The following is an 18,620-nucleotide window of genomic DNA, read 5'->3' as shown; positions in this document are numbered from 1 at the left end:
GGGGAAAACCATGATCCGTTCTTTATGGATTGCTAAAACTGGGTTGGATGCACAACAGACAAACATGGATGTGATTTCCAACAACCTCGCAAACGTCAGCACCAATGGCTTTAAACGTCAACGTGCGGTTTTCGAAGATTTACTGTATCAAACAATTCGTCAACCGGGTGCGATGACTTCTGAACAGACTAACGCACCTTCAGGTTTACAAATTGGTACGGGTGTTCGTCCGGTTGCGACCGAACGTTTACATAGCCAAGGTAACTTAGCGCCAACAAATGGAACACGTGATGTGGCTATCAAAGGACAGGGTTTTTTCCATGTTCAGTTACCTGATGGCACAGACGCTTATACCCGTGATGGTGCATTCCAAATGGACCAGAATGGCCAATTAGTGACAACCAGTGGTTTCCAAGTTGTACCCGCTATTATTTTGCCTGATACCGCAAAGAAAGTGATGATTGGTCGTGATGGTACAGTCAGCGTTGAGATGGAAGGTGATCCTGCGCCACAACAAGTAGGCCAATTGACACTAACTACCTTTATTAATGACAGCGGATTAGAAAGTGTGGGTGAAAACTTGTACTTAGAAACCGCAAGTTCTGGCGCACCAACTGAAAATGCCCCGGGTATCAATGGCGCAGGCTTGTTGTATCAGGGATATGTTGAAACCTCTAACGTTAACGTGGCTGAAGAGTTGGTCAATATGATCCAAACTCAACGTGCTTATGAAATTAACAGTAAAGCGATTTCAACATCAGATCAGATGTTACAGAAACTAACGCAACTCTAATTTTGTTTGTTCATTAGCCTGACAGGATTTCCTGTCAGGCGTATTACTAAAAGAGTATCGAAGATGGATACAAAGGTCATTACTGACAATTCTGGGGCAAGAAAGCTTAGTGTCAGATGGCGTCGTCATCAACGTTTAGGTACCGCCCTGTTGGTACTGACACTGTCGGGATGCGCATATATACCCAAAAAACCGTTAGTAGAAGGTAACACAACTGCGGTTCCAACGGCACCAACGGCACCTGCACCTAATGGCTCTATTTTTCAGTCAGCTCAGCCTGTTTATTTTGGCTATCAGCCTCTATTTGAAGATAGACGCCCTCGAAATATCGGTGACACGTTGACTATCACATTGCAAGAAAATGTCAGTGCAAGCAAAAACTCATCTGCGAATGCAAGTCGTAATGGCAAAGCTGGGTTCCTTGCCTCGATTACGCCAAGGTTCTTGGAAGGATTGTTTGGTAATAGCCGTGCTGATATGGGTATGGAAGGAAACAGTGATTTTGGCGGTAAAGGTGGCGCAAATGCGAACAATACCTTTAAAGGCACCATTACTGTGACTGTCGATCAACTTCTCGCCAATGGAAACCTGCACGTTATTGGTGAAAAGCAAATTGCTATCAATCAAGGTACTGAATTTATTCGTTTTTCAGGTGTTGTGAATCCAAGAACTATCAGTGGTGCCAATACCGTAAATTCAACCCAAGTTGCTGATGCTCGTATTGAATATATCGGAGATGGTTATATCAATGAAGCACAGTCTATGGGATGGCTACAACGCTTCTTCTTAAATGTATCACCTTTTTAATGAGTAGGGTCCAGATGAAAAAAATAGCGATGAGCCTTTTCTTTATCGTGATGACATGTGTCGGTTTTTCCGCCCATGCCGAACGGATCAGAGATCTCACCTCTGTTGAAGGGGTAAGAGAAAATGCGCTGATTGGTTATGGTTTAGTGGTGGGATTAGATGGGACGGGCGACCAAACAATGCAAACCCCGTTTACCACACAAAGTCTGAATAACATGCTCTCACAATTGGGGATCACAGTACCACCCGGCACCAATATGCAATTGAAAAACGTTGCTGCGGTGATGGTAACAGCAAAATTACCGCCTTTTGGTCGTACAGGGCAATCAATCGACGTCGTTGTTTCATCATTAGGTAATGCAAAAAGCTTACGTGGTGGTACGTTGCTGATGACGCCACTCAAAGGTGTTGATAATCAGATTTATGCTTTGGCTCAAGGTAATATTGTGGTTGGGGGAGCAGGTGCATCCGCAGGCGGTAATAGCGTTAAAGTTAACCAATTGGCGGGTGGGCGTATTAGTAGCGGAGCGATTATTGAACGCGAACTACCATCACAATTTGGTCAAACAGGTCTGTTGAACTTGCAACTGAATGAAGAAAACTTCACATTGGCACAACATATCTCTGATACCGTTAATAAATTAAGAGGTGTGGGTACCGCGATCCCTTTAGATGCTCGTACAGTTCAACTACGTGTTCCTGTTGGTAAAAGTGAACAAGTACGTTTCTTGGCTGAAGTTCAAAATCTCGAAATTAAACGAGTTATTGCAGATGCAAAAGTGATCATTAATGCAAGAACGGGTTCTGTTGTTATGAATCGTGATGTGACATTAGGAAGCTGTGCGATTGCACAAGGCAACCTTTCTGTCACGGTTGATAGCCAAGTGAATGTAAGTCAGCCTAATACTCCATTTGCGGGTGGTAGCACTGTTGTAACACGTAATACAAGTGTGAATATGAGTGAACAAGGTGGCTCATTACAGCAAGTGAATGCAAGCGCAAGTCTAAACGAAGTGATCCGTACATTAAATGCATTAGGTGCAACACCGACTGATTTAATGTCGATATTGCAGGCAATGGAAAGCGCGGGTTGCTTACGTGCGAGATTGGAGATTATCTGATGAAAGATTTATCTCTGCTTTCTTCAATGCCGACGATGTCAACGCCGGCATATGACAGTAATGCATTGAATAAACTTAAATATCAGGTCGGGCAAAATACTGATCAACAAGGACTGCGCCAAGTGGCGCAGCAACTTGAAGGTGTTTTTGTTCAAATGATGTTAAAGAGCATGCGCGATGCAATACCTCAAGAGAGCATGTTTAATTCAGAAAGTACCAAAATGTACACATCACTTTATGATCAACAAATCGCTCAAGACTTATCACAAAAAGGCTTGGGCTTTGCTGACATGATAGAAAAGCAGCTTTCTGCAAAAGTGACGATGGAACCGAGCGAGATGGCTGGAAAAACGCCAATGCCATTAGATGGCAGTGATATTTTTCAATCCATGCCAACGCAAGCCTTGGGGCAAATGTACCGAGCAATGCAGCCTTACCAAAATGCAATTGAAAGTACGATTGGTAAACTTAAGGGGTTATCTGAAAGCAGTGCTTCTTTTGCATCTAAATTGTTAGGGCCTGCTAAACAAGCGACAGAAGGCACAGGTGTACACCATCTTTTAGTTGTTGCTCAAGCGGCGTTGGAATCGGGTTGGGGCAAACGTGAAATTCTAACGGGTGAAGGTAAGCCAAGTTATAATCTGTTTGGTATTAAAGCAGGAAATAGTTGGAAAGGACCTGTCACAAATATTATGACAACCGAAGTGATTGACGGTAAGTCAATTAAAATGCGAGATAATTTCCGCGTTTATGGCTCTTATGTTGAAGCTATTCAAGATTATCTCCGATTGATTACTGAAAGCCCTCGTTACGCTAAAGTGCCTCAAGCTCAAACTCCAGAACAAGCTGCTTATCGCATCCAAGAAGCGGGTTATGCCACCGATCCTGGTTATGCGAAAAAACTGGTTTCAATTATTGGTCAATTGAAAGGAAGTGGTGAGCAAGTTGCTAAAACCTATACTCACGATTTAAGCGATCTATTTTAATGCTTTCCCCTCAAGTTTGGAGGGGAAGTACCGATAATAAAGACCAGAGCATTCATTCCAATTTGCCAGCTATGCTCCGTGCATACGGGTGATGACTAAACGTAAAAGGATAGACAAATGTCCAACAGTTTAATTAATACAGCGATGAGCGGACTTAATGCGGCACAAGCTGCGATGAGCACTGTAAGTAATAACATCGCTAACCAAAATGTAAAATGGTACAACCGTCAAATGACTGTTTTTAATGAAAACAGCGGCACAATGACCGGTAATGGTTATATCGGTAATGGTGTTAATGTTAGCCGTATTCATCGTGAGTATAACGAATTTCTTGCCGGTCAAATGAACCGTGCAATGTCAAAACAAAGCGCACTTAATAGTTATACCCAAAATATCTCACAAATTAATGATTTGTTAGCAGATAAAGGAAATGATGTTTCGAGCGCTATTGACGAATTTTTTACAAGCTTACCAAACGTAACCAATAACGCAGAAGACAACCCTGCGCGTACAACGGTAATTGGTAAAGCGGAAGCAATGGTCAATATGTTTGCTAAAGCAGACCAATCATTGCGTGATCTAGAAAAAGATATTAATAGTCAGGTGACAAATACCTCTAAAAATATCAATGAATATACAAAACAGATCGCAAAATTAAATAACGAAATTAGTCGTTCTAAAGGCTTCAATGGCACTGATCCTAACGACTTATTAGACCAACGTGATCGTTTAATTCAAGAGCTAAACACACTGGTTGATGTTCAAGTCACTCAACAGGATGGTGGTTTTGTTAACGTCACATTTGCTAATGGTTTGCCATTAGTATCTGGTACTCGCTCTTATGAAGTTTCTGCTATTCCATCAAGTAAAAATAGCGAACGCCTTGTTATTGGTTATAGCAACGGTATTGATGACGTTCGTGAAGTGGATGCAAAACGTATTAACGGTGGCGAACTTGGCGGTGCTTACCGTAGCCGTGAAGAAGTGTTAGATCCAAGCCGTAACCAATTAAATCAATTAGCGTTAGTGTTAGGTGATCAATTTAATAAACAACACGAACAAGGTTTTGATTTAGATGGTAAAAAAGGCGAGAAATTCTTCGACCTTGGTGGCGCCCATGTAATGCCTAATGGTAAGAATAAAGGTGACGCAACCTTTGATGTGAAATATACCGATACCAAAGCAGTGAAAGCGGCTGATTATACTGTTAAATATGATGGTAGTAAGTGGAATGTTACGGTAGAGCCGGGCGGTCGTAAAGTTGATGCTAAAGTAAACGCGACGGGCGAATTAGAATTTGAAGGTATGAGTATCAAAATCAATGGTACTGCACAAAAAGACGATTCTATTATTGTTCAATCTGTAGGTAATGTGATTGCAGGTATGAATGTTGCAGTCACTGATCCAAGTAAAATTGCTGCTGCGGGTTCATTAAATGCAGATGGTGAAACTGCACCAAGTGATAACGAAAACATGAAAAAACTGTTTGAGTTACCCGATGAAAAAATCATTGACGGCAAAACAACAATTGCAGGTGGCTATGGTTCACTGATCAGTATGGTTGGTAATAAAGTGAATACGGCTCAAGTTGACTTTGATGCCCAGGTTTCTATTACTAAAAGTATTGTCGAACAACAACAGTCTGTTTCTGGTGTGAACTTGGATGAAGAGTACGGTGAGATGTATCGCATTCAAGAATACTACATGGCAAATGCAAAAGTTATTCAAACTGCAAACAGCATGTTTGATGCGATTATGCAAGTTTTCTAAGTAACCCTTCATCAGAATAAGGAATATCACTGTGCGTTTAAGTTCAAATCAAATTTTTAGCCAGCGAGTGGACAATATTACCAGTTCACAAAGCAAATGGATGACTGAAGGAAATAAAATCTCCAGCGGTCGTCGTGTTGAAAAACCATCAGATGATCCAATGGCAGCATCCCAAGCGGTTATGGTGAAACAATCTGAATCTCGTAACCAACAGTATGCAACTGCGCGTGGATTTGCAAAAAACAGCATGTCTTTGCAAATGAGCTTAGCCAGTCAAATGGTTAATATTACAACGAAAATTCAAGAGACACTGGTTGCAGCAGGTAATGATGGAACATTAAGTGATGAAGACCGTTCATCTTTAGCTGACCAATTACAAGGTTTAAAAGATCAATTAGTGGGTATTGGCAACACAAAAGATGGTGTTGGCCGTTATATTTTTGCAGGTTTCCAAACAGATAAACCTCCTTTTGTCGCTGATGCAACAGGTAAAATCACCTACCAAGGTGGTGATAAGCAAATTACCCAAAAAGTAGATAGCAATATTGAAATGGTCACTAACTTCACTGGGATTGAAACATTACAATCTTCAGGGAGTAAAGGAACTGCACCTGATATTTTTGAAGCATTAGATGGCGCTATTACTGCGTTACAAGAACCACTAATAGGTAAACCACAAGCTGATCGTGATGCCGCATTAGCAAAAATTGATACAGCGAATCGCGTTAACCGCGCAACCTTAAATAATATTTCTAGTGTTGAAGCGAAGTTAGGCTTACAACTTCAAGAGCTTGATAACTTGGATGATTTAGGCGCGGATACGTCGTTAAGAAATGCAAAACGTTTAAGTGAGCTGCGCGATTTAGATTGGACACAAGCAATTTCTGATTATTACCAAGAAGAGTCTGTATTACAGGCTTCTTATAAAGTCTTTAACGACATGAAAGAGATGTCGATGTTCAAGATGTATCGATAATTTTTATAGTACTGTCTCGCGACATTTTGATATCACCCCTGGTATTTATTTATCAGGGGATTTTTTTATTTATTAAAAGCAACAAACTATATTTTCTTTTTTAATGCTAAGAATAAGATTTTATCTTGAATCGAAGAAGCGTTGAAACCATGATGAAGGTAAAAATGTTTTGCGTTTTCAGTTAAAGCATGAACCATAATCGCTCTAACACCAATGTTTTCAGCTACATGATGACAACGCAAAACAGCATCTCTTAACAAATCGGCACCAAGATCTTTTCCATGAAAAGTTTTATCAACAGCAAATCTAGCTAAAACGATCACGGGTATTGGGTCTGGCATATTGCGACGAATATGACTAATTGCTTCAGTATGGTTAACACTACCTGTTGCTAAAGAATAGTACCCAACAACACGTTTTTTATTTTTTTCACAGACCACAAACGTACGGGATGCACCTAAAAATTGGTTTTTTAAACCTCTTTGTTTTATCCAGTTATCTAATACATTTTCACTACTATAAAAATCAGCCACTTCATGTGAATTTGATAACGGCTCAGGTGCTGTTATTTTTCCCATAATGGTTTTCTCATTAATAACTTTTCAAGAGCAGGGTCAATATCAACCGGCGCATCAATAATTTCTATAAACTCTGCATATTGAGCATCATTTAAATTAAAGGTTCTACGGTCTAAAATGACGTCTTCAGCAGCTTGGCATGCTGTCTCAAGAATAAAGTCAGTACGAGATTTATGGAGAATTTCAGCAGCAGTATCAATAAGTGCACGTTGTGATTCTTTAGCGCGAATATTGAGTTGTACATCAGCTTTCATATCACGCCTCCTTGTATAGCAATTGATATACATTGATTGTGGAATAAACAAACAATATTAGCTACAAAAAAGCAGATAAATTTTAATTCGAGGACTGCGATTAAAAATCAGTCGATTTAAATCTCAAGAAACCAACTGATGTAATATTAAAGTGATGCGATTAAACGTATCGCTAAAGACGCGCTCTGTAAATACAGGCAATGCAGGCATAATCATTGATAATGCTAACATACCGATAGTCAGTGTTAGAGGGAAACCAACCACAAAGACAGAAAGCTGTGGTGTCATACGGTTTAGAATACCTAATGAAAGGTTAAGAACGAGGAGTAGGGTGATTAATGGCATGGCTAGCATCATACCGTTAATGAATATAGTCCCGCCACTTTGGACTAAAGTTAGAATGGCTAAAGAATTAAATGTTTGATTTTCTATAGGAACTACATAGAACGTATCAACTAATATTGATATTAACCATAAATGGCCATCAAATACCAAAAATAGCAACATTGTTAGCATGTTGAAAATACGTGCCAAAATAGGCATGTTGGGGCCACCTGATGGATCGACGAAAGTGGCGAATGAAAGCCCCATCTGTAAACCAATCACTTCACCAGCATGACGAACAGACGCAAAGGCTAATTGCATTGATAACCCTAAAATCGTGCCAATCAGAATTTGTTGTAATAATACCCAAAAGGCAATAATCGAAAATAGAGGCACGTTGCTTTGTGGTAAACCGGGTGCGACTAATGCGGTTATCAAAAAGGCGAGTGCAATACGGAATTTCTTCGGGGTCTGCTTTTCACTAAATAGTGGTGCAGTGCTAAACAGTGCAAGAATACGCACAAATGGCCAGAAAAAATCACTAATGTAGCCGTTAAGCATTTCACTGGTCAGGGTTATCATTACAATTAACCAATCATTCCAGGAATGCCTGTAAATAAGTTATGCATATAATCGATAAGCAAACTTAGCATCCACGGGCCAGCTACTAAAATAGCCACTAATACCGCAAGAATTTTAGGGATAAACGATAATGTCATTTCGTTTATCTGTGTTGCTGCTTGAAGCATACTGATCACAAGACCGGTCACAAGCGCTGACAATAAAAGAGGGCCTGCGAGTGATAAAGCGATTTTCATCGCTTCTGTGCCCAGTGCTAAGACGGATTCTGGTGTCATGGATTTACCTCAGCGCTAATTAAAAAAGCTTTGTGCAAGCGAGCCCAGTATTAATTGCCAACCATCAACTAAAACAAAAAGCATAAGTTTAAAAGGCAATGACACTGTTGCAGGGGGCACCATCATCATACCGAGCGCCATTAATACACTGGCAACGACTAAGTCGATGATAAGAAAAGGAATAAAAATCATAAAACCAATTTGAAACGCGGTTTTTAGTTCACTGGTGATATAGGCAGGAACTAGAATACGCATAGGTACGCTTTCTCGTGTTTCAAATGCTGGGGCATCTGCAAGGCGTGCAAATAGAGCTAGATCTGTTTCGCGCGTTTGTTGCATCATAAATTCACGCAGGGGTTTTGAACCATTATCTAACGCTTGTTCAAAGGAGATTTTATCTTCACTAAAAGGCATATAGGCATCTTGATAAATTCTATCAAAAACAGGTGCCATAATGAAAAAGGTCATAAACAACGCTAAACCAAGAACAACTTGGTTTGGTGGTGCTGATGGTGTTCCTAACGCATTACGTAATAATCCTAGTACGATGATAATCCGTGTAAAACTGGTCATCATCAGCAAAACAGCAGGAATAAAGCCTAATGCTGTAATGAAGATTAAGGTTTGTACTGGCAGTGACCAACTTTGACCACCTCCCGGTAATGATTGTGTAATAACACTCGGAAACTGAGCAAACGCACTGGTTGGGAACAAGACTAAAACCAGTACACTAGCGAAGAGACGCCAACGCGTTAATGCGTTAAAAAAAGTGACACACTGATGCATTATGAGTTGCCTTTATCTCGCTTTAGCGTTTTTTGTAATAATTGAGTAAACAATGGCGATGTAGATGATGTTGTCGCTTCCTGCGAGGCTTTTTCAGGGATAGGTAACTTATGCAATAGGTTTATCTGCGACGATGTTACCCCTAATACAAGCCATTCCTGTTCAATTTCAACAACAACTACACGTTCTTTTGCACCTAATGAACAACTTGCCTTAACGTTAAGTTGGGTTGTTGCTCCTCTTAGTGAGCCACGGGCAAAGCCAAAACGGCGAAATAGCCACATAGCAACAATAATAAGAACAATAATGCCCGCAAGCGCTGTGCTAACTTGAGCAAGGCTTTGGCCTACAGGCAAGGGTTGTGTAGGTGTTTGAACTGTTTGTGTTGTAGCGGGCGCGGTAGTATTTACCGCACCTTGGCTGGAAAAGGAAGGAAGCTGTTCCATAAATTAACGACTCAGACGACGCATACGTTCTGATGGCGTAATAATATCGGTAATACGAATACCGTATTTATCAGAAACAACAACAACCTCGCCTTGAGCAATTAAATAGCCATTGATAAGAATATCAAGAGGCTCACCAGCTAAACCATCCAGTGAAACGACAGAACCTTGAGACAGGCTGAGTAATTTTTTAATGGTCATTTTGGTGCGACCTAACTCTACCGTTAATTTGACAGGAATATCCATGATCAAATTAATATCGGATAGATGATTAAGCGTATCGTCTTCAGGTAAAAGATGTTCAAATAAATCGGAACTATTATCCTGGCTTTTCCCAGTTTGCTGTTCCATTGCATCAGCCCACATATCCTCAGCCGATTGTGAATTATCAGTTGGGCGATTTGCATCACTCATTGGTTTGTTCCTCATCCAGAGCGTTTAAAACAGGGTTAATTAGGTGTTCAACACGAAGGGCATATTGCCCATTTACTGTACCGTATTGGCTTGTTAATACGGGCACACCATCAACATGTGCAATCAATCTTTCTGGTTTATCAATAGGGATAACATCCCCTTTTTTAAGTGTGAGCACTTTTGATAAACGCAGTGGGATGTCAGTAAAGTTTGCGACCAGTTCAAGTTCTGAATGCTGAACCTGGTTGACTAAACTATCTAACCAAACCCCATCTTCTTGACGAACATTTTCAATTGGTGGGTTGATCAGTCGTTCACGTAACGGTTCAATCATGGCAAATGGAATACAAATGCTAAATTCCCCGACCATAGAACCGATCTCTACCTGAAAAGGTGTCGTAACAACAATGTCATTCGGTGATGAGGTGATATTGGTAAATTTTACCTGCATCTCAGAACGAACATATTCAACTTGAATTTTGAAAATGGAATCCCAAGCATCACGGTAGGCATCAAGTGCCAATTTCAACATTTTGTTGATGATCCGTTGCTCTGTGTTGGTAAATTCACGTCCTTCCACAGGGATTGGAAAACGGCCATCACCACCAAACAGGTTATCTACCGCGATATAAACCAGGTTCGGTTCAAAGGTAAATAACGCGGTTCCTCGTAATGGTTTTAAATGCACCAAGTTAAGATTCGTTGGTACAGGTAAATTACGAGCAAAGTCGTGATAAGGGTGGATTTTAACGCCACCAACAGTAATATCAGGACTCCGACGGAGCATATTAAACAGCCCCATACGGAATTGACGCGCAAAGCGTTCGTTAATAATTTCTAACGACTGTAAACGTTCCCGAACCACACGACGTTGCGTGTTTGGGTCATAAGGCTGAATATCCGGTTCATTCGGATCCTTCGCTATCGCAGGTTCCCTGTTCGCGCTTTTGGCGTCGTCACCTGATGTGTCATCATTCAGCAGAGCATCAATCTCTGCCTGTGAAAGGATATTATCGCTCATAATGATTATCGCAGAATAAACGTGGTAAACAGTACATCGGAGAGGATCTGTTCAGATTCTCCCGGTACGAGAGTCGGTCTCAGCGTTTCTTTTACATCCGTCATTAGCTGGAGTTTTCCATTGTCTGTCGCAAGCTTGTTAGCTTGTTGACGAGAAAGCAGTAATAACAAGCGGCTACGAACTTCAGGTAAATAATCATGTAGACGCTTACGAGTGTCTTCATTATGCAATCTTAGTGTGATCCCTATGTAGAGCACTCTGTCTAAGTGTTCTTCGTCATCAATTAGATTTACCGTAAAGGGCTCTAATGACATAAAAACGGGTGCCGGTATAACTTTTTGCTGACTAGTGCCCGCTGAACCTGATTTAGCATGCTTCAATGCCCACCAACTATATCCACCGAATGCCGCTGCAATAATGGCGATCACCAATAATACGATGATCAGAATTAAGCTATAGCTTTTACGTTCATTGCTGTAATTAGACATGGACAGTTAAATTCCTGTTTTGTAGTGGATACGTGTTCACTGTTGTGGACTTCCATATCCATCTAAATCAACCTTAATTATCCCGCTATTTCTGTTTTTTAATGGCAGAAACAGATAGGGAAAAAACCATTAATTCTTACGTTTATTGACATAGTGTGTCCTCCCAATACATTTGTATTAGGCAAAAATATCAACACCACCACGAGCAGATGCTAATTCTTGAGGCGTAAGGGTTATCTTTTGTAGTGCCGGTTCAGAGGCTAATTGCATTGAATTACCCTCTCTTCCTTGATGATTATCGGCACCATCTCCACTAAATTGAGAGGAATCTGACATATTTTGTTGTTGCCAACCGTCATTAGTGTCGCTAGACACCTGACTTTGCGTGAGCTGGATCCCGTTTTCAGAGAGTGCTTGACGCAATTGATGCATGGCATTTTCTAATACAGAACGAACTTGGCCATTTTGTGACGCAAGGTGCAACTGTGCCTGTCCATCTTCTATTTTCATGCGAATATGCAATGAACCTAGCTCTTCAGGATGTAAACGTAATTCAGCTTTCTGTAAACCATTACGGCTAAACATGACAATTTGCTGATTAAGTTGTTGTTGCCACTCAGGGGTACCCACTTGTGCATTTAAAACCTGTGTTGCCATTGGTGAAAATTGCATTTGTGGTTGTGTTGATGAGTGAGCATGACCTGTAATGCCTTGTGAAGCTAAAGAAGGTGAGTTAGTGAGCGTGTTGTGAAGATCGCTTTCTGCAACACGGTTACCCGCTACCATTTGCTGCACAGCATTGTCTGCTAATTTTGTATTTGCAGCTTGCTTATCGCCATTTAGCAATGTATTCACTTTTTCTGCTGTTGGCGTTAAAAGTGTTGCGATGCTGTCTACTTTTTTAGTTGAGGGCTTGTCTGTTTGATTCGCGCTGACCAGCGTACTCTCTGTTGCCAATGTTGCAGTTTCAGGACGTAACTGTGCTAACAGTGACTTTTCATCTGATTTCGATAGATTGAGCTTGTCGGTAAGGTTGAAGTCCGACATATCTACATCTTTTGAAAGTGTGCGTGTCAACATGGCTAAATCTTCATTGTGCTTAACAGATTGCGGCTGTTGCAATGCGTGAACCCGCATTTCAGAAGGTAAGTTAAGACGTTTTAAGCCCGGTAATCCTGCTAGTTGAACAGGAAGTTCTGCGGCAAGTTCTTCAGCTGACATTAATGAAGAGGCGGTTCTATTTTCAACAATCGCTGCAAATTGTTCATTATCAGGTAATGTAAGCGAGAGTTGAGATGTATCTAGAGAAGGCTCTTTTGTCACGTTTAACTCGGTGGAAGCAGACACAAGCTGACTATCGTCTTCTTTTGTTTTGTCCTCATCTGAGTGTGTTTTATTCTCTTTGGTAGAATGGTTTGCGATATTGGCTGTCTTTTTATCACCCTGTGCTTGCTGGGGTTGAGAACCCAAAAGCTGTGCGAAAGTCGGGGCATTATCACCGGGTTGACTCTGTGTTGCAGATGCCGTTCCCGGGGAGGTTGCAGCGACATCCATGGTCAGAAGCGTTATCTCCATCAAGTTGTTCTCCGTAAAGTACTACGCTGTGCGTACTCGTCCATTTGTTTCTGTTCAATACGATCGAGATGTCGCTTACGGCTATCTTCAGCACGTTGCTCCAAAGTCTCAAATGCATTGAGTCGTTGCTGTTTTTCTCGCCATTGTTCAGTTGCAAGATCAAGTTGCGCCTGCCAATGTTGAAGTTGTTGTTTATGTTGTTCGATAGTCAATTCGAGCGTTTTGAGAAATTGTTGGTAGTTTTGCCACGATGCTGACGACATCCCCCCTAAATTCAACGTTTCGTTTAGACGTACACGGTATTCATCCTGATACCCAATCAACATATTGAGTTGCTGTTCCATTTGTTGATGACTCTGCCGGACCTGAGCCAGTTGAATAGCGGCTTGTTCAGCCGCTGTCTGTGCCAGTTCTCTCAGTGTCACTAAAGGTGACTGCTCCCGCATTGGAACCCTCTTTACTTTCTCTGATTATGTTCAGAATTAGTTTACTGTGATCAGTTGATTAAGTTGCTCACATGCACTTTGATAACTGCATTGCTCTTGGATATCTTGTTGTAAGAACTTCGCGAGAGACGGATAAAGAGCAATGGCTTTATCCAGCATAGGATCACTACCCGCGGCGTAAGCGCCTACATTAATTAAGTCTCGGTTACGTTGATAACTTGATAAAAGCTGTTTAAACACTTGTACACGACGGTAATGTGTTTTATCAATTAACGACGTCATTGCTCGGCTAATAGAGGCTTCAATATCAATAGCAGGGTAGTGCCCTGATTCAGCAAGTGAGCGAGAAAGCACAATATGACCATCTAAAATGGCGCGTGCGGAGTCTGCAATGGGATCTTGCTGGTCATCACCTTCCGTTAAAACGGTATAGAAAGCCGTGATAGAACCACCACCATCAACGCCATTACCTGCACGTTCGACCAATGCAGGTAATTTAGCAAAGACAGAAGGCGGGTAGCCTTTGGTTGCTGGTGGCTCACCGACAGCAAGGGCAATTTCACGTTGTGCCATACTATAACGGGTAAGTGAGTCCATAATTAACAGGACATGCTTACCTCTATCGCGAAAATCTTCAGCAATACGTGTGGCATAAGAAGCACCTTGCATACGAAGCAAGGGTGATACATCAGCGGGCGCGGCAACAACAACAGAACGAGCTAGGCCTTCAGTACCAAGAATATTCTCAATAAAGTCTTTAACTTCACGACCACGTTCACCTATTAAGCCAACAACAATGACATCCGCTTGAGTAAAACGCGCCATCATGCCTAATAGCACACTTTTACCCACACCCGAGCCGGCAAAAAGCCCCATGCGCTGACCGCGACCAACCGTTAATAATGCATTAATTGCACGTACACCCACATCAAGAACATCTGTAATCGGTGTTCGTTGTAATGGGTTGATCGGTGGTGTAATGAGTGGGGCACGATAACCAGTATCTGGTGGTGGTAAACCATCTAAAGGATAACCAGAACCATCTAAAACTCGTCCTAACAACGCATCACCTAGTGGTAATTGGCGACCTTCATTTTCACCGCCGGGGGTGGCTTGGGCATAAACACGAGCTCCAGGTGTTAATCCCTCGACTTCCTGTAAAGGCATTAACAACATCTGGCTACCATTAAACCCAACCACTTCACTTTCGACTTCTTCAACCGTTTTGCCAATGGTACGTTCTATTAAACATGTCGAGCCAAGAGGCATAACTAGCCCCTTAGCTTCCATGACTAGACCAGTTGCTCTGGTTAAACGGCCATATTGACGCACACGTGGAATTTTATTTAAACGTGCTTCTGCTTCACTGAGTTTTTCTAACCAACGCCCCAATCTTGCTGTCATTACAACGCCTCCGGTGCAGCAAGACGACAAAGCTCATGCCAACGAGTTGCAATCGTGGCATCAAGATCGCCATCATTTGTTACAACACGGCATCCACCCACATGAATACTGTTATCGGCAACAACTTTCCAACCATGAGCAGAAAGGGAATCACCCAGCTCTTTTTCAATTTGTGGAATATGTTTTGGATTCACTCGTAACTGTGGATTGCTTGAGAACATTTGTTCTTGTTGCAACATTAAGGTTATTTGTGCAAGCAATGCAGAACCATCACAGACAGCCGGTTGACCCAGAACTTCTTTGGCTGCTGTAAGGGCAATTTGCATTAAGCGTGATGCAATCACACTGTCTAGTCCATTCAGTGAATGTCTAAATTCAGCTAACAACCCTTGCCACTCATTAATTAATGGTGATTGTTGAGCAATGCCTTGGCGAATACCTTCTTCAATACCTGATTGTAATCCAGCCTGATAGCCTTCCTGATAACCCTGGTTTTTCCCTGCCTCAAAGCCTTCAGCGTGGCCCAATTTCTGGGCCTTGTCTTTCATGTCATCAAGCATATTAATTTGCTCAAGGACTTTCTGTTGCTGAACAACTTCTTTTTCCTGTTTTTCGACTTCCTTTTCGTCTTCTGTCGTTTCCTCGACAGTTAATGCCCAATCAGTGAGTTCTTTGGGAACCCAAGGCTTCCAGTTAGTATCAGTATGTTTATCAGACATAGGTATCGTCTCCTCCATGAAGAACAACCTCTCCAGTCTCTGCTAATTTGCGTACCACAAGCAGAATTGCTTTCTGCTCTGCTTCCACTTGAGACATACGAACAGGGCCACGAGAATTCAAATCATCACGCATGATTTCAGCAGCACGTTGCGACATATTGTTGAGGAAGTGATCGCGCAGCTCTTGATCGCATCCTTTCAATGCCACAACCAAGGAGTCGGATTCCACTTCCTGTAGAATGCGCTGGATAGAACGGTTGTCGATATCGATAAGGTTTTCGAACAGGAACATTTCGTCGATAATCTTTTGTGCCAATTCGCCGTCGTAATCGCGTACCGCAGTAATGACATTTTCTTCCTGCTGGCTTTTCATCAGGTTGATGATCTCAGCAGCAGTACGAACACCACCCATTTTGCTGCGTTTGAGGTTTTGGCCATCAAGCAGGTTATTCAGTACTTCAGTTAACTCTGCTAATGCTGACGGCTGAACACCACCAAATGTTGCGATACGTAGCATCACGTCATTACGTAATTTCTCATCAAACAGAGCAAGAATATCGGCCGCTTGACCCCGTTTGAGATGAACCAAGATGGTTGCAATAATCTGCGGATGTTCGTCGCGGATAATATCGGCAGCCATTTGTGGTTCCATAAAGTTAAGCGTCTCAATACCCGTTGTTGTTTCACGAGTCTCAGAGATCTCATCTAATAGATTATTTGCGCGTTCTTCACCCAGTGCTTTGACCAGAACAGAGCGTAAGTAATCGTTCGCATTCACATTCAACGCTGCATATTGAACAGCGTCTTCTTCAAAGCTTGCCATAACATCAATCAATTGCTGATTTGAGATATGGCGCATTGATGACATTGCAATACTCAGCTGTTGAACTTCGCGTGTACTTAGATGTTTAAATACTTCCGCCGCCCGGTCTTCACCGAGTGTTAGTAACATAACGGCGCTTTTTTCGGTTCCAGTTAAGTTATTACTCATTGTTCTTTACTCATCCATTGACGAATTACCATTGCGACGACACGAGGATCTTTCTCTGCCATTTCACGGATACGTTGGCTCTGCAATTCGGCACTGACACGTTTACGTGCTTGTTTACGTCTTGCTTCGTCATCTAATTCTGTTTCATCAACATCATCTTTAACTTGTAGCTTCGTTTTCAGCACGGCTTTCTGTGCGGCAATTTCAGCTTCACGGCGTTTTTCAAGCTGTGGTTTCACCAGTTTGCGCCATAAGATCCATGCGATGATGACAAGTAATAACCAGCGACCTAAATCTAATGCTTTCGCAAGAATTTCTGGGTTTTCCCATACAGGAACAGTAATGACTTTCTCTTCAATATCATTGAACTGTGAGTTCACGACACTTAATGAGTCACCACGTTCTTGGGAATAGCCCATCGCTTCACGAACAAGGCCTTCAATTTGCTGAATTTGTTCATCAGTAAGCGGAATTTGTTTGGTTTCAACAACAGGCTCTTCACCTTCAGCCGCTTCTTTCGTATCTTCAATCGTTTTATAGTTCACGATGACAGCAACAGAAAGACGTTCGACATTACCCACAGGGCGTTTTATATGACGAATTCGGCGGTCAACTTCATAGTTGGTTGTTTCATCTAAACGGCTATTACTGTTTGGATTACGCGTTAATGTACGATTAGTGCCCGTTGTATTGGCTTCATCTGTTTTCTCATCTTCTTGCGCTTTTGGTGCTTCAATTGGCGCTTGAGGTGGAGCAACAGGTTGATTAGACAATGCCCCTGGAACACCGCCCGCTAACATGCCGCCATTTTGCTCACTTTGGCTCAATTGTTTTGAACGCACAGCAGCTTGATTAGGTGGCTGATTCGGTTTGTACTCTTCAGCGGTTTCTTCGGTATGAGAGAAATCAACTTGAGCTGTTACCTGAGCATGAACATTTCCACGACCCACAATTGGACCCAGTAATGTTTCAATGCGTTGTTGGTAGCGGCTTTCTAGCTCTTGAACATATTTTAGTTGAATAGAGTTAAGGTCACGACCTAACGCATCAGGTTGTGTCAATAATTTTCCACTTTGGTCAACGATGGTCACACTGCTATCAGGCATCCCCGCAACACTGCTTGCAACGATATGCACGATGGCATTAATTTGACCTTCATCCAGCGCTCTACCCTGTAAAAGACCCACCGTAACGGATGCAGAAGGGGATTTCTGTTCACGAACAAAAAGGGATGGTTTTGGTAGTGCTAAATGAACACGAGCATTTTGTACAGGACCTAATGTCTCGATAGTGCGAGCAAGCTCACCTTCAAGTGCACGTTGATAGTTAATCTGTTCACTAAATTGGCTGATCCCGAACTTTTCTTTATCTAACAGTTCAAAACCGGCAGCACCGCCTTTAGGAAGTCCCGCTTGCGCGAGTTTCAGGCGTAATTCATGAACCTGATTGTCTGGTACCATGATCGCTGCGCCATTTTGTGACAAGCGATAAGGTACGTTCATTTGTGTTAACTGTGTGACAATTTCGCCACCGTCTTTATCGCTAAGATTACTATAAAGCACCTTATAATCAGGGCTTTGTAACCATAAAAATGCAGCAACAAAAATGGCAATTGCCGCCGAGCCCGCAATAATTAGCGGAATTTTCGGATCGGCTTTTATCCGGTTAATAATGGCGTTAAAACCCTTTTTCTGGTTCACAACGTCGGTTTTTTCGGCATTCATAGACAATCCTTGCCTTGTAGTTCGGGATGAATACTAAAAGCGTGGCGTAACAAAACAGACTCCCCTTACGCAAATAAATAAACCTACTCTCAGGTGTCTCATTATTGGCCTTTTGCGTTTCATTTAATGGCGTAATTAGC

At 42.0% G+C, this 18,620-nt stretch carries 21 protein-coding genes; 6 read left to right on the top strand and 15 right to left on the bottom strand.

Annotated features, from left to right (window positions below):
* Positions 1-10: 10 nt before the first annotated feature.
* The 6 genes from flgG to flgL all read left to right on the top strand — a co-directional run bounded on the left by flgG (position 11) and on the right by flgL (position 6,453).
* The gene (flgG, locus tag ABN256_RS03760; protein ID WP_072068525.1) at positions 11-793 is read left to right on the top strand and encodes a flagellar basal-body rod protein FlgG; all 783 of its coding nucleotides are present in this window, start codon (positions 11-13) and stop codon (positions 791-793) included.
* A gap of 63 nt (positions 794-856) precedes the next feature.
* Positions 857-1,600, top strand: coding sequence for a flagellar basal body L-ring protein FlgH (locus tag ABN256_RS03755; protein ID WP_196553713.1), 744 nt, complete (start codon positions 857-859; stop codon positions 1,598-1,600).
* Positions 1,601-1,614: 14 nt separating this feature from the next.
* Complete coding sequence (locus tag ABN256_RS03750; protein WP_072068523.1) at positions 1,615-2,721, top strand: flagellar basal body P-ring protein FlgI; 1,107 nt, start codon at positions 1,615-1,617, stop codon at positions 2,719-2,721.
* Positions 2,721-3,707, top strand: a complete 987-nt coding sequence (flgJ, locus tag ABN256_RS03745) for a flagellar assembly peptidoglycan hydrolase FlgJ (RefSeq protein WP_197269052.1) — start codon at positions 2,721-2,723, stop codon at positions 3,705-3,707. Before ABN256_RS03750 ends, flgJ begins: the two co-directional genes overlap by 1 nt.
* A gap of 117 nt (positions 3,708-3,824) precedes the next feature.
* Complete coding sequence (gene flgK, locus ABN256_RS03740; protein ID WP_349439145.1) at positions 3,825-5,477, top strand: flagellar hook-associated protein FlgK; 1,653 nt, start codon at positions 3,825-3,827, stop codon at positions 5,475-5,477.
* Positions 5,478-5,508: 31 nt separating this feature from the next.
* Entirely contained in the window at positions 5,509-6,453 is a 945-nt protein-coding gene (gene flgL, locus ABN256_RS03735; RefSeq protein ID WP_196553710.1) for a flagellar hook-associated protein FlgL, read from the top strand.
* An 86-nt stretch (positions 6,454-6,539) separates the two neighbouring features.
* Here flgL and ABN256_RS03730 read toward each other — a convergent pair whose 3' ends face one another.
* From ABN256_RS03730 to fliF, 15 genes are all read right to left on the bottom strand, one after another.
* Positions 6,540-7,031 carry a GNAT family N-acetyltransferase gene (locus ABN256_RS03730; protein ID WP_349439144.1) on the bottom strand — a complete coding sequence of 164 codons (492 nt, stop codon included), beginning with the start codon at positions 7,029-7,031 and terminating at the stop codon, positions 6,540-6,542.
* A complete protein-coding gene (locus ABN256_RS03725) occupies positions 7,019-7,285 on the bottom strand; it encodes a type II toxin-antitoxin system TacA family antitoxin (protein WP_075673024.1) in 267 nt (88 codons plus the stop codon). Before ABN256_RS03725 ends, ABN256_RS03730 begins: the two co-directional genes overlap by 13 nt.
* A gap of 123 nt (positions 7,286-7,408) precedes the next feature.
* A complete protein-coding gene (gene fliR / locus ABN256_RS03720; RefSeq protein WP_072068517.1) occupies positions 7,409-8,191 on the bottom strand; it encodes a flagellar biosynthetic protein FliR in 783 nt (260 codons plus the stop codon).
* A 5-nt stretch (positions 8,192-8,196) separates the two neighbouring features.
* Positions 8,197-8,466 carry a flagellar biosynthesis protein FliQ gene (gene fliQ, locus ABN256_RS03715; protein WP_036935757.1) on the bottom strand — a complete coding sequence of 90 codons (270 nt, stop codon included), beginning with the start codon at positions 8,464-8,466 and terminating at the stop codon, positions 8,197-8,199.
* A gap of 15 nt (positions 8,467-8,481) precedes the next feature.
* The gene (fliP, locus tag ABN256_RS03710) at positions 8,482-9,252 is read right to left on the bottom strand and encodes a flagellar type III secretion system pore protein FliP (protein ID WP_072068515.1); all 771 of its coding nucleotides are present in this window, start codon (positions 9,250-9,252) and stop codon (positions 8,482-8,484) included.
* The gene (gene fliO / locus ABN256_RS03705) at positions 9,252-9,698 is read right to left on the bottom strand and encodes a flagellar biosynthetic protein FliO (protein ID WP_072068514.1); all 447 of its coding nucleotides are present in this window, start codon (positions 9,696-9,698) and stop codon (positions 9,252-9,254) included. The genes fliP and fliO overlap by 1 nt, the downstream gene beginning before the upstream one ends.
* Positions 9,699-9,701: 3 nt before the next feature.
* Positions 9,702-10,112 carry a flagellar motor switch protein FliN gene (fliN, locus tag ABN256_RS03700; protein ID WP_006533153.1) on the bottom strand — a complete coding sequence of 137 codons (411 nt, stop codon included), beginning with the start codon at positions 10,110-10,112 and terminating at the stop codon, positions 9,702-9,704.
* A complete protein-coding gene (gene fliM, locus ABN256_RS03695) occupies positions 10,105-11,133 on the bottom strand; it encodes a flagellar motor switch protein FliM (RefSeq protein WP_072068513.1) in 1,029 nt (342 codons plus the stop codon). The genes fliN and fliM overlap by 8 nt, the downstream gene beginning before the upstream one ends.
* Before the next feature lie 5 nt (positions 11,134-11,138).
* Positions 11,139-11,621 (bottom strand): flagellar basal body-associated protein FliL, encoded by a 483-nt coding sequence (gene fliL / locus ABN256_RS03690; protein ID WP_006533151.1) that lies wholly within the window; start codon positions 11,619-11,621, stop codon positions 11,139-11,141.
* A 177-nt stretch (positions 11,622-11,798) separates the two neighbouring features.
* Complete coding sequence (locus tag ABN256_RS03685) at positions 11,799-13,196, bottom strand: flagellar hook-length control protein FliK (RefSeq protein WP_349439142.1); 1,398 nt, start codon at positions 13,194-13,196, stop codon at positions 11,799-11,801.
* Positions 13,196-13,642, bottom strand: a complete 447-nt coding sequence (fliJ, locus tag ABN256_RS03680) for a flagellar export protein FliJ (protein WP_006533149.1) — start codon at positions 13,640-13,642, stop codon at positions 13,196-13,198. The genes ABN256_RS03685 and fliJ overlap by 1 nt, the downstream gene beginning before the upstream one ends.
* Positions 13,643-13,678: 36 nt before the next feature.
* Positions 13,679-15,046 carry a flagellar protein export ATPase FliI gene (gene fliI / locus ABN256_RS03675; RefSeq protein WP_099075753.1) on the bottom strand — a complete coding sequence of 456 codons (1,368 nt, stop codon included), beginning with the start codon at positions 15,044-15,046 and terminating at the stop codon, positions 13,679-13,681.
* Complete coding sequence (gene fliH, locus ABN256_RS03670; protein ID WP_036935771.1) at positions 15,046-15,765, bottom strand: flagellar assembly protein FliH; 720 nt, start codon at positions 15,763-15,765, stop codon at positions 15,046-15,048. The genes fliI and fliH overlap by 1 nt, the downstream gene beginning before the upstream one ends.
* Positions 15,758-16,756 (bottom strand): flagellar motor switch protein FliG, encoded by a 999-nt coding sequence (gene fliG, locus ABN256_RS03665; protein WP_006533145.1) that lies wholly within the window; start codon positions 16,754-16,756, stop codon positions 15,758-15,760. Before fliG ends, fliH begins: the two co-directional genes overlap by 8 nt.
* On the bottom strand, positions 16,753-18,480 hold the full coding sequence (gene fliF, locus ABN256_RS03660) for a flagellar basal-body MS-ring/collar protein FliF (protein ID WP_349439140.1): 1,728 nt from the start codon (positions 18,478-18,480) through the stop codon (positions 16,753-16,755). The genes fliG and fliF overlap by 4 nt, the downstream gene beginning before the upstream one ends.
* Positions 18,481-18,620 lie beyond the last annotated feature (140 nt).

Source organism: Proteus sp. fly-1008 (genome assembly GCF_040140305.1).
Lineage (GTDB): Bacteria > Pseudomonadota > Gammaproteobacteria > Enterobacterales > Enterobacteriaceae > Proteus > Proteus vulgaris_B.
The sequence above is the reverse complement of the archived record's forward strand: the minus strand, read 5'-3'. Positions and strand labels throughout refer to the sequence as shown.